Source organism: Metabacillus mesotrionivorans, from assembly GCF_052171315.1.
GTDB lineage: Bacteria > Bacillota > Bacilli > Bacillales > Bacillaceae > Bacillus_P.
Genome location: NZ_JBQMFF010000007.1, coordinates 130,499 through 143,097, shown reverse-complemented (window position 1 = coordinate 143,097; position 12,599 = coordinate 130,499). Strand labels below are relative to the sequence as shown.

Annotated in this window: 8 protein-coding genes; 4 read left to right on the top strand and 4 right to left on the bottom strand. The window is 44.1% G+C overall.

All coding sequences use genetic code 11. The features are described from left to right. Positions 1–124 precede the first annotated feature (124 nt). Entirely contained in the window at positions 125–679 is a 555-nt protein-coding gene (locus ACTSEZ_RS17230) for a nitroreductase family protein (RefSeq protein ID WP_369735545.1), read from the top strand. A gap of 153 nt (positions 680–832) precedes the next feature. Here the strand turns inward: ACTSEZ_RS17230 and ACTSEZ_RS17225 are convergent, their stop codons facing one another. Further along, positions 833–1,600 carry an alpha/beta hydrolase gene (locus ACTSEZ_RS17225; protein WP_369735543.1) on the bottom strand — a complete coding sequence of 256 codons (768 nt, stop codon included), beginning with the start codon at positions 1,598–1,600 and terminating at the stop codon, positions 833–835. After that, the gene (locus tag ACTSEZ_RS17220) at positions 1,597–2,838 is read right to left on the bottom strand and encodes a M14 family metallopeptidase (protein ID WP_369735542.1); all 1,242 of its coding nucleotides are present in this window, start codon (positions 2,836–2,838) and stop codon (positions 1,597–1,599) included. Before ACTSEZ_RS17220 ends, ACTSEZ_RS17225 begins: the two co-directional genes overlap by 4 nt. Positions 2,839–2,960: 122 nt before the next feature. Here ACTSEZ_RS17220 and ACTSEZ_RS17215 point away from each other — a divergent pair, with 122 nt between their 5' ends. From ACTSEZ_RS17215 to ACTSEZ_RS17205, 3 genes are all read left to right on the top strand, one after another. Then, positions 2,961–4,469, top strand: coding sequence for a methyl-accepting chemotaxis protein (locus ACTSEZ_RS17215; protein WP_369735540.1), 1,509 nt, complete (start codon positions 2,961–2,963; stop codon positions 4,467–4,469). A gap of 57 nt (positions 4,470–4,526) precedes the next feature. Next, positions 4,527–5,117, top strand: coding sequence for an NAD(P)H-dependent oxidoreductase (locus ACTSEZ_RS17210; RefSeq protein ID WP_369735539.1), 591 nt, complete (start codon positions 4,527–4,529; stop codon positions 5,115–5,117). A gap of 352 nt (positions 5,118–5,469) precedes the next feature. Then, positions 5,470–7,392, top strand: a complete 1,923-nt coding sequence (locus ACTSEZ_RS17205) for a S8 family serine peptidase (RefSeq protein WP_369735538.1) — start codon at positions 5,470–5,472, stop codon at positions 7,390–7,392. A 584-nt stretch (positions 7,393–7,976) separates the two neighbouring features. Here the strand turns inward: ACTSEZ_RS17205 and ACTSEZ_RS17200 are convergent. After that, positions 7,977–9,743: a glycoside hydrolase family 66 protein gene (locus ACTSEZ_RS17200; RefSeq protein WP_369735537.1), complete on the bottom strand. Its 1,767-nt coding sequence runs from the start codon at positions 9,741–9,743 to the stop codon at positions 7,977–7,979. Between the two features lie 60 nt (positions 9,744–9,803). Next, the gene (locus ACTSEZ_RS17195) at positions 9,804–12,338 is read right to left on the bottom strand and encodes a glycoside hydrolase family 31 protein (RefSeq protein ID WP_369735535.1); all 2,535 of its coding nucleotides are present in this window, start codon (positions 12,336–12,338) and stop codon (positions 9,804–9,806) included. Positions 12,339–12,599 lie beyond the last annotated feature (261 nt).

Here is a 12,599-nt window from a genome sequence, read left to right as displayed (position 1 = left end):
TCCGGAGGGTATTTTTTGTTTCATTAGCTAAAATCCGCAATGTGCTTTCAGAGCTGATTGACTCACGGTACGGGCAGTGATATAGTCGTGATAGTGAAAATCATTATCAATTGGAGGCTGTACTATGATTAAGAGTCGCTCTTCTGTTTCCTCAATAATCCGTGAAAGAACGTCCATAAAAACAAATTACCTTCCAAAAGAAGTGGAAGAAGAAACCGTTGTATCTCTTTTAAATGATGCTGTCTGGGCACCGACCCACGGTCTCAGAGAACCGTGGAGATTTATTTTTGTAAGCGGAGAGAGAAAAACTTTTTTCATTGAGGCTGTTCTTTCCTGCCTGGATGCCAAGAATCAGGAGAAAATGAGAGGGAACTTAATGGATGTGCCTGCCTTTTTGATAGCAGTTATGCCGGAAGACCCGCGCCAGAAAATCTGGGAAGAGGATTTTGCAGCCGTTTGTACACTGATACAAAATCTGCAGCTCCTGGGGTGGGAAAATGAACTCGGCATGGTCTGGAAAACGCCGAACCATATGTATGACCCTAGATTCCGACGTGCAATAGGGGTTCAAAATGGCGAGAAAGTTGTTGGTATCCTCCAGCTTGGCTATTTTGATCCGGTACAGCATGTGAAAGAACGAAAAAGGACCTGCGTATCTGAAAAATGGACGTCATTTTAATAAACTGAAAGAAGAAAAGGGTGAATTTGAGGATCTAGTCAAATTCACCCTTTTCTATTTTCTAAGTGGATGGAAGAAATTTTTAAAGAACCGGAAGCCTTTGTAACCTGTTACCAGGATGTTATGCGGTTCGGTTTATCCCAGCCCTATTTTTTACGTGTACAGATAATCGAGAATGTCAGGCACCCGTTTTCTCCAGGCCGCTTCATTATGCTCAGCGTCCTGTACAATGTCGTAACGGCAGTTCTCAATCCTTTCTTTCAGCAGCGCATATACGCTGTCGCTTGAATCAATGTAATCCTGCCAGCGGACAGAAGCTGTGCCCTCTTTTGTTCCGACATCCATATAAAAGCGCTCAATGGAAGAGAGGTTGCTTTCTTTGATCAGTTCTTCAAGCTCGGCCTGGTTAAACCAGTAGGCAGAAGAGACTGAGGCAATTTTTCTGAAAATGTGAGGATACTTGCAAGCGGCATATGTTGAAATGAGGCCGCCCATTGAGCTTCCGGCCATTGCCGTTTCATCCGGCTGTGTCCGGTATTTCCCGTCTATGAGAGGCTTCAGCTCATTTACTATAAAGTCAATGTAGGCTTCTCCTTTTCCGCCAAGCTCACCCGGTTCCCCGATCAGATCTTTTGCAAGGGTATGATTCACCCATGGTCCGTACTCATCAAAACGGCCATATCCCTCATGGTTGCAGTCAATTCCTACAACGATAAGATTCATGCCGCTTTCTTCAAGGTGCTCTTTTAAACCCCAGCTTACTCCAAAGCTTGCTTTGCTGTCTTCAAACAGGTTCTGTCCGTCGTGCATGTAAAGGACTGGATAGGAATCGCTGCCTTCACTGTAGGATTCAGGAAGAAAAACAGTGATTTGTCTCTCTAAATCAAAGGCAGAAATGGTTACTTTAAATGTCTCGATCATTTTTCTATCTCCTCTTCACGAAGGATGTTCTTATAGGCTAAAACGCCATTTACAGCATCTTTAAAATCGGCAGCTGCTTTTTTTCGCCACTTTTCTTCCGACGGATAAAACAGTTCCAGGTAGCGATTATGTACAATTTCTTCTGACTTTTTGCTGCCGGCCTGATTAAAATACAGCTGGTTTTCTTCGATTGTCCGTTTAAGAGACTGAATGGAAGCAGCAGTGCCATCCCCAAGAGTGCCGAATTCAAACGTAGTGGAATAGAGCTCTTTTTCTGGGGCAAGGTCTTCTTTTAATTTGTAAAAATACTCCGTCATATCACCGTTTGTCACATAGTAATCTTCTGAATCCGGAGTGAAAACGAGAGGGTAATTGAATGCCTTCTCCGCTTCTTTTTCTGTCATGGTTTCTTTTGATGAGCTGAAAATGCTCATTTGATAGCGGGGACCGTAGCCTGTATGAAGATCAATGTGAATGATCTTTTTGTAGCCGCTTTTCAAAATATCTGCAAATGCGCCTTTCATATAGGCTGTAGACGGCTCGTCTTTCGTACCGCCATAATAGACTCCTTTGGGATAGGCATACTGGCCTGTCAGAAGCGCCTGTTCAATTGCAGATGTTCCACTCGTCACTGCCCGCACTGCAAGACTGGAATAAAAGCCTGCATCATGCAGCAGCATGTGGCCGACCTTCGTTTCACTTTCAAAAAACTCGTTCAGTTCCTCATAATCTTTGTTCTGACTGAGGTCAAAGCTGTTCCAGTCATAGACAAAATTTCTGTTCAAATCCACGTTGTGTTCATTATAGCGGCGTTCATTTTTCATTCCCCACGGGTTTACGGCATGAACGATATGCAGGCCGGTTGTCTTTTCATCCAGCTTTCCTGCAATCTCACTGACAAAAATGGATTGCATCGCGCTCCCGGCATACCCTTCGATTCCGTGCACGCCTCCGGTGAGCACAATAAGATTTTCTTTTTCTTCTGTTGCATCCGCCTTGATAGAATCTATTGTTTCTTTTTCATTCAGGCTGAAGGATTCGTGCCGGACATTCGTCCATTTAGGTTTCAGGACGTTCTCGTATGATAAAAAAGTCTGCCTGGCTTCATCATATGACTCTGGAAATATTCCTTCCAGTGAGTGACTTTCCCGCTGATTAAGTGACTGAACCGCTTTCGGATAAATGAAAACGAGTAAAACGGCTGCTGCTGTAAGAATGATGATTCCCTTTTTTAGCATCGTACCTATTCCTCCGCGTTTAGTTTTTCTCTCTATCATTATATTGGAAAATTTTCTGAAAGAGTAGAAGTTTGGAAAATTATGACGAAATATAAGGAAGAGAGACCAGGAGGAGGAAAAAGATGGATGTACTATCATTGAAGAAAAGCAACGAAGAAAATGTGAATGCTACTCTGATAAAAGTGTTTGCGGCTGCAGCCATTGTTCTGGCGCTGAACAATGTTTTTCAGATAGCTATGTACGGATTTCCGGAACTGAGGGCAATAAATATAGCTTACCAGCTTTTCTTTACGCTGTTTTTAATACCTGTTATTTATTACAAGTTTTCTAAAAAGAAAGGCCGGTTTAAAGCTTTATCAATCGGCAGCATGATCGTATTTGCCTTTGTCCTGCATACTGATTCGTGGATAAACGTGCCGTTCGTCTGGCTGATACCGCTTGGAATTGCGGGCCTGTATGCTGATTACCGGCTGATGAAAAGAACATTCGCAGCACTGATACCGCTCCTGATTGGCGCCCAGTTTTCCCACTTGTGGCTTGCTGATAAGCTGATCATTGAAACCAGTTTAAACCGGTCAGTGCTTACTGCTGTTTACTATGGAATCCAATTTATCCTTATTGGAATTCTTCTTATAAACGGTACAAAAAGGTTTTCGGTGATGCTAAATGAAAGTGAAGCTTTAAAGGTTCAGCTTAATGGACTGCTGGATTCCGTTCAGGAGTCTGCAGGGCAGCTTTCAGAGCATGTTTCCCACTTGAATCAAACCGTTTCAGATTCCAACAGCGGTGTCATCGAGGTGAACCAGTCCATTCAAGCCATACACCAGGACTCACAGTATTTGTATAAAACAATGGACGGAGCTGTGTCGGAAGTCACCAGCATGTATGAACGGCTTGAGCATTCGCTGATTTTCACAAAGCAGCTGGACAGCAATGTAGATGATGCCATGGAAATGATTGAATCAAACAAAGCGAACTTGAAAAAAACGGTAGAATCAATCGATCAAATTAAACATTCTTCCTCAATGTCAATGGATAATGTTCAAATCCTTGCCCGAAAGACGAATGAAGTGGAATCTGTGATGGAACACATTCAGGCGATTGCAGACCAGACGAATTTACTTGCTCTAAATGCAGCGATTGAAGCCGCGCGTGCCGGAGAACATGGCAAAGGTTTTGCAGTGGTGGCAAGTGAAGTCCGCAAGCTTGCTGAACAATCATCAAACTCATCCGTCATGATTCAAACCATTCTTCAGGAAATTCTCACTGCAAAAGATCATGTCATCGGAGGCCTTCATCATACTGAATCCATTGTTAAGAGCAGTGTTATATCGATTTTAAATGCAGCAGATGATTTTGACAGAATGATTTCCCTTCAAGAAGGGAACAATCAGCATCTTCATGAATTGGTAAATGCTATTGAGGAACTTCAGCTCAAAGGCAACAGTGTGAAGACCGGAATCAGCCAGCTCAGGGCACAGTACAGCGGAAACGAAGACAGAATTTCTGAAGTGGCATCTGTCATGGAACAGATGAGTGCATCCCTTCAGGAGATTGCCTCATTTGCTGAAGTGGTTGATGAAAAAGCAGCAATGCTTTATACCGCAGCAGACGAAAAAATTGCAGGTTAAATTCATACTTTTTTATTCTCTGTAAATACTAGTAAAAAAGGAATTCAGGAGAAAAAAATGAATGTATTGATTATTCTCGCGCATCCAAATCCGGAAAGCTACAATGCGGCTATTTGCGACGCTGCCGAACAGGAATTCAAAGACAAACAGTATAATGTGCGCAAACGGGATTTGTACCGGATGAATTTTAATCCTATCTTAACTGAAAACAGCTATTCTCATTTTTATCAGGATAAGATTCCTGCCGACGTACAGGCTGAACAGAAAGATATAACATGGGCTGATTTTTTAGTCTTTGTTTATCCTACATGGTGGTCCGGAATGCCGGCGATCATGAAAGGCTATTTTGACAGAGTGTTTACGAACGGCTTTGCATTCAGATATTCAGATGAAGGGCCGGTAGGACTGCTTAAGGGCAAACAGGCCCTCATTTTTCAGACAACCGGACTTCCGGAAAAAGTACTGAAGCCGCCGCAAATCACCATGGCTATCCAGGCAGCATTTGATATCGGGATTATGAATTTCTGCGGTATCGAGGTCCTGGCCCATAAGTTCTTGTACAGTGTCGAATACATCGATGAAGAAACGAGAAAAGTCATGCTGAATGAAGTGAAGGAAGTTGTTGAAATGGTGGGACAGCAGCAATAGGGAAGACCTCTCATATGGGAGGTCTTTTTTTTCGTATACACGGCAAAAAAAATTTTCCCCCGCAGGCATTTTCCTCTTAAAAACCCAAAATTCGTCATAAGCCTAAATCTTTCGTCCAGTTTAGCAGCGTAAAGAGAACCTCTTTTTCTGTCCAAAGTCTCAGTCCTGTCTCCCGCAACAGGTTCTGAAGTAGGGTTTATATGTTGTGAAAACCTTTTCAATATACTTCTATTATTTTTAAATATAGAGGTCTATTTCCCAATAAACAGTTCTGCTTTCATGTGATAGATTAGTAGAGAATAGAAGAGAAAGAAAATTCTTCTAGAATAGGATTGTTGAGGAGCTGAGTGAGTTGGCGAAGAGTGTAAAAATGACGGCTTTGGCAGCATCGGTTTGTTTGGCGGGAAGTCTTGTATTTTTGCCTGACGGAAATGCGTCTGCTGCACAAATGAACGGGCAGCTGCAGGAATTAAAAGCAAGTCAGGTATCATCGTACAGCAGTGAGTACCGGACAGGCGGCAAAGCAATGTTCAAGATGGACAGCTATGCAGACAAGCTTCCAAAGAGCGTTTTGAAGAAGCTCGAGGCGGCAGGTGCAAAGAATTCGCTGTATGTGGTTCAGCTTAATGGACCTGTGACAGAGGCGGACCGAGCGGCTATTACGGATGCTGGCGCCGAAATCATGGAATACGTGCCGGATTTTGCATTTGTTGTAAAAGCAGAGAAGAGCGCAGTAAAGGCTTTAAAGAAAAAACAGGAGATTTCATCGCTTACGGCCTATCTCCCATTATATAAATTGGATCCCGCTCTCGTTGAAGAGGGATTTGGAAAGCTCCTTGACGTTGAGCTGAAGGATACAGCTAAAAATAAGAAGAAATTTGCAAAAAGAACGCTGAATGAGATCATTGAGCTTGCCAGCCGGGAAGATACCCTGTTTGTGGGCAAGTCGAATACTTTTCAGCTTCACAATGATGTCGCCGCAGGGATTATGAAAACAACAACTGCAAGCAGCACATACGGTTTGTCAGGTGCAGGCCAGACAGTTGCCGTTGCGGATACAGGTCTTGATACAGGACGAAATGATGCATCGATGCACGAAGCATTCCAGGGAGGAAAAATCAAAGCTTTGTATGCCCTCGGCAGAACGAACAATTCAAGTGATCCGGACGGTCACGGAACACATGTTGCAGGATCTGTTCTTGGAGATGCACAGTTTAAAGGGATGGCACCAAAGGCAAGTCTGGTCTTTCAATCTATTATGGATGCAAGCGGCGGGCTTGGAGGACTGCCGAGCAACCTGAACACGCTGTTTTCACAGGCCTACAGTGCAGGTGCGCGCATTCATACGAATTCATGGGGAGCTCCTGTAAACGGGGCGTATACGCTTGAATCAAAGCAGGTGGATGAGTATGTCTACAATAATGACGATATGACCGTGCTTTTTGCGGCGGGCAATGAAGGTCCCAACGCGAAAACGCTGAGTACGCCGGGAACAGCTAAAAATGCGATTACGGTAGGTGCTTCAGAAAATAACCGTCCTTCTTTCGGAACGTATGCGGACAACATTAACCACATTGCCGCGTTCTCATCAAGAGGCCTGACTTCTGACGGCCGTGTAAAGCCTGACATCGTGGCACCTGGAACGTTCATTCTTTCGACGCGATCTTCACTTGCGCCGGATGGAAACTTCTGGGCGACGTATAACAGCAAGTATGCCTACATGGGCGGAACGTCTATGGCGACACCGCTCGTTGCAGGAAATGCAGCTCTTCTCCGCGAGCATTTTATTAAAAACAAAGGCATCACCCCGAAGCCGTCTTTAATTAAGGCTTCCCTTATCGCGGGTGCACAGGACACCGGTCTTGGCTATCCTAACGGAAATCAGGGCTGGGGCCGGGTAACGATGGACAAGTCTGCACAGGCTGCCTTTGTTAATGAAACAAAAGCGCTGAGAACAAGTGAAAAAGCCGCATACAGCTTTAATGCAGTCAGCGGAAAACCGCTTAGAATCGCTCTTGCTTGGACGGATTACCCTGGTAACCCTTCTGCTTCGGTTTCCCTTGTGAATGATTTGGATCTTGTCATCAAATCTCCGAGCGGAAAAACATATACAGGAAACGACTTTACGTCTCCGTATAACAGTGAGTGGGATGGAAGAAACAACGTGGAAACAGTGATTCTTCCAAGTGCTGAAGCAGGAACGTATACCATTGAAGTTCAGGCATACAACGTGCCGACGGGAACACAGGATTTCTCTTTTGCTGTTGTTCAATAAGAATTAAATACGATGCTGGGATATAAAAAGGGTGAATTTGAGTACTAAGCAAATTCACCCTTTTTTATTTTGTTAGTTAAGGTTAAAAGTTTTATAATCTGCTGGCAGGCCTGGCTTCTGCAGCGAGTGGTTTCCCGCCATTGCGTATGGTATAAGCAGCATTAACTCGGTGCTTGTCCCCGCCGAAAGTGTTCCAAACATGAGTTAGCAGCATAAATTCGGTGCTTGTCCCCGCCGAAAGTGTTCCAAACATGAGTTAGCAGCACAAACTCGGTGCTTGTCCCCGCCGAAAGTGTTCCAAACATGAGTTAGCAGCATAAATTCGGTGCTTGTCCCCGCCGAAAGTGTTCCAAACATGAGTTAGCAGCATAAACTCGGTGCGGGTCCCCGCCAAAAGTGTTCCAAACATGAGTTAGCAGCACAAACTCGGTGCTTGTCCCTGCCGAAAGTGTTCCAAACATGAGTTAGCAGCACAAATTCGGTGTGGTGCCGGGTTCAGATAGCATAAGAAAAACGCCTGTATGTAAGTGATAACGCCATCAGGCAGCCATTTAACGCAGATTCGACTATCTTTTATTTTATGATTACATACTCTTATCATACTCAATGACAGCCATGCTCCAGTATTTCAGAGAAGGCAGGGTCATAATGACATTGTTGCCTTTTTGAGTAAAAGAAACAGTCTGGGGCATTCCTTCTTTCGCGTCAGGACTTGCCATCCAGATGCTTTTTATTTTCCTGGGTTCAGATAAACGGATGGACACATTTTTACGATGTGCAGGCTCAGGCTGGGTGCCGCGTGTATCCCGCCATTCGATGGAGTCTGCTTCCATAAAATTAATGAAATGGAGCATTTTCTGATGGCGGTTTTGTTTGGCAAACGACCAGACCACCCCTTTTTCCGGAACAGAGGAAATCTTTACATCAGAACGGCTCTCAATCTCATTTTCCGTTTCTTTTAAATCCCGGCTGCGGAGAAGAGTCTGATAAGCTGTGAGAAAATCATAATATCGAATTAAACCTTCTGAGAGCTTATGATCACTTTTTAGCTGATTATGCGGAAAATATTCTTTCGAGAGCATATGCTCGCCAAGCTCCAGATGGGCTCCGCCACTTGCGAAAATGACGCTGTTTGTTAAAAAGATGCCTGGCGGGTTGAATGTGCCTTTTTTATCCGAAAGGTCATAGTTCATGTAGGCAGCAAGGACGGTGTTCATTCTGCTGTCTGACATGGTCCTGTTGTCGTCAATGATTTTCTTCAGATCACCATAGTACTTGAAAGGATCCCAGATTTCTGTGTACAAAAAGTCTGCCGGAGCGGATGAAATATTCTCCTGACCGTACTGATTGACTGCATTCATCACAATTCGTTTGTCAGGGGATTGTGATTTCGCATAATGCAGAAATTCATCAAATCCGTCTGCGAGATTAACAGATTTCCCTTGTGAATCGTACACTGATCCCCGGTCCCCGAGCTGGTCGATGTGCCAGCCGTCAAAATCAAGCGCCTGATAGACTTGCTTCTGTCTGCCAAACAGATAATCCTGCCAGCTGCGGTCATTGGAATTTGCAAGGATGACATCACTTTTCCAGTCATCAGGGAGAGGGTGAAAGTCGAGTTCCTTTTGATGCGGATCTTTAAACAGCATCCATTCCTTTTTGACACCGTCTTCTTCTGCTCCTCTGAATGCTCCGTACAGCAAATTATAGGCCATGGCATTCATTCCGTATTTATGAGAGATCTCAATATAATTTTTAACTGTATCCAGCTGAACGTTTCTTCCGGCAATGTCCTGCCATTCAGGCGAAGGTCCGTTTTCTGTCATCTTCAGCGGCTGATGATGTTCATAATGCCAGTCGTAAAACTGGATGCCGTTTATATGGTGACGGTTCAGCTTTTTCAGCACAGAAGCGGCTTCTTTTTCGCTGACACCTCCGAATTCAGACAAGAATCCGTAGCGGGGAAAAACAGACCAGCTGCTTGAAACGTCAACTGCGATGGTTTTAGCCTCTTTTTCGGACTGTACCTTCACGAGATAGCCTGTAAAATCATCCTTTGGAGGCTGCCAGGACCAGACGGCTTTTCCATTTTCAGCATTTACGGTTTGGGTTTGGATTTTCTCATTCAGTTTCATATAGGTAATGGTAAGGCTGCTGCCGGAGCGTTCTGCAAGTGATGCCTCAAATCTGACAGGCTCTCCGGGTTTGTATCTTGCTTTGTCTGTGTGAATATCAGTGATGTCCGCTGTTTCCTTCTTTTCCGGAACCGGAGTGCTCTGGTTATTCTTATAGAGGAAAATAGCCAAAAGACAGCACAGGAGAGACAGCAGCAAAAGAAGCTTTTTTCTCATGTTTTCACCCTTAATAGAAAAGGAGACCGGCTAATGATCAGCCAGTCCCCCTTTTTAAATTTATTGCTTGATTCTTACATCCCTTTTTTCTTCAACCGGGATATTTACATAGAGCTTTTTGGCTTTTGCATCATAGAAGTATGAACGGGACGTTTTTGTCATTTCATCCATGCTCGCAGCTGCTTTGTATTTTGCAGAACCTGCTTTTACTTCTTTAGGTTTAGCCGTGTTATTCAGCTTGAGTGTATACTTCTCAAGCTTGGAATCATAGTTTTCAACAAGTTTCTTCTGCTTGAAGACGATGTCTTTTCCGCGTTTTTCAACTTTCAGGCTTGTTTCGTTGTACTCGCCGTTTTCGTGGTCAAGTGTTTTGCCGTCATCCTCATAGAAGCTGTACTCTGCTTCATCAGTCAGGTACGTATCAAGAATCAGGTCCGTAAGCGGCTTTTCGTCTGTGTACTGCTGTACATCGCGGTTTGGAATAATCGAGTTTTTCTTCACAAAGATCGGAAGATGCTCAAGCGGAGCAGAAACGCTGATCGTCTGGCCGCCTTTGTATTCTTTTCCAGTCCAGTAATCAACCCATGTTTCATTTTCCGGAAGGTAAACGTCACGGCTTGTCTGTCCTTGTTTTACAACAGGTGCAAGCATCAGAGAGTTTCCGAACATGAACTGGTCGCTGATGTCATATGTGTTTTCATCTTCCTGGAACTGATAAACAAGCGGCTGCTGAACAGGTGATCCTGATTCTGCAGTATCCTGGAATGCGTTGTACAGATAAGGAAGAAGCTTATAGCGCATTTCAATGTATTTCTTGCTGATGCCTTCAACTTCAGGTCCGAAAGCCCAAGGCTCCTGCCCTTGCTTCACTTCTGCTTTTGCATCACTATCGTAATGAATGCGTGAGAATGGAAGGAATGCTCCAACCTCAATCCAGCGTGCGAAAAGCTCTGCGTCAGGACGCTGTGCAAATCCGCCGATGTCATTACCTACAAATGAAATACCGGACATTCCGATGTTCATGTTCATAGGAAGAGACATTTCAAGATGTTCCCAGTTACTTACGTTATCGCCTGTCCAAAGAGCGGCATAGCGCTGTGAGCCTGCGAACATGTCACGTGTTAAAACGAACGGACGGGTGTTTGGCTTGTGTTTTTCCCACGCACGGTATGTAGCGTCTGCTTCGTCGTGTCCATATAGATTGTGGTATTCGGTATGAATGATTTTGTTGTCATCATAGCCAAAGTACGAATCAAGAGGCATTGTATGATTGTGTTTTTCATCATCAAGGAATACAGCAGGTTCGTTCATATCGTTCCAGATACCGTCAATTCCCTGGTCAAACAGAATGTTGTGCTTGCCTGCCCACCATTCGCGTACTTCTTCTTTGGAGAAGTCAGGGAATGCGGAGTCACCAGGCCATACAGGTCCGATGAACGGAGTGCCGTCAGCATTCTTTGCCCAGAAATCATTTTTTGTGCCTTCCTGGTACATTTGATAATTTTCGTCTTGTTTAACTGCCGGGTCGTTGATGGCGATCGCTTTAAATCCAGGCATTGTTTTTAGTGTCTTCAGAGCCTGTTTGTACTCTTCGCTCCACGTGAAGACACGGTATCCGTCCATATAATCGATGTCAAAGTGCATCGTATCAAGCGGAATTTCTTTCTCGCGGTATGTTTTGGCCACATTCAGTATTTCGTCCGCTGTGTAGCCCCATTTACTTTGGTGAAGGCCGAGGGACCATTCTGCAGGAACGTCCATTTTTCCTGTCAGTTCTGTGTAGCGGTCAAGAACGTCTGAGATTTCCGGACCGTTCATGAAGTAATAGCTCAAGTCTCCGCCATTAGCGTAGAAGTAGTAGTAGTCATCAGATTCAGAGGCCATTTCAAAATAAGAACGGTGGGAGTTATCAAAAAGAATTCCGTATGCACGTTCATTTTTCAAGCCGATAAAGAAAGGAATCGTCGTGTATAAGTATTTTGTATCTTTGTTATAGGCGTAGGCATCTGTGTTCCACATTCCGATGCTTTTGCCGCGTTTATTGACTTCAAGGCCTGACTGTTCACCGAATCCGTAGAAGTTCTCGTCAGGATTTGTTTTCTTCATCACGTACGGCTTTCCGTTTTCATAGCCGGCCGAACCGTTGTTCATGTAGTCTTCATTGATGACATTTCCTTTTTCATCCATGAATTTAACGCCGAATTGAGATTTTTTAATATGAATAATAAGTTCTTTTGTTCGAAGTTCGTAGTGATCTTTCTTGTCTTTTACAGTGAATCTCGGGGTTTTCCAGTCTTTCTTGGAGATGGCCGGAGTTTCTTTTTCTTTTTCGCCTTTTTCAAGGACGGTTACCTTTGCAAGATCTTCATCAAGGATACGTATGTATGCATCGTTTGTTCCAAGATCAAGCTTTACGCCGTTGTTCAGGCGCTTCATGCCTTTAACAGCAAGCTTCTGAAGGTTTTCTTTGTTCAGCTTCGTATCAGCTTCCGGCTGAGTTACGGCTGATGCGCTTGGTGCAAGGCCTGAAAAAGCCATGACTACTGCAAGTGCGGAAGCAAATACAGTACGCTTCATATTTTTCGAATGTTGCATCATGTCACCTCTTTGAAATTTTTGTGTATTAGCACATGAAAACTATAGAGAAAACATGTATAGACAGGCAACCCCCATAAAATTTGGAATCTGAGAGTGTCGATGTGCCCAGGCATGTTGCTGCTGCTGGAATGAAAGCGATATTGAAACTTTGTGAAAAGGGTAACATAAAAAAGTGAAAATGAATCGATACGTCCAGATGATTTTCATATGTTACAGAATACAGGACATAACGCTCACAATGTGTAACAAATGACACAT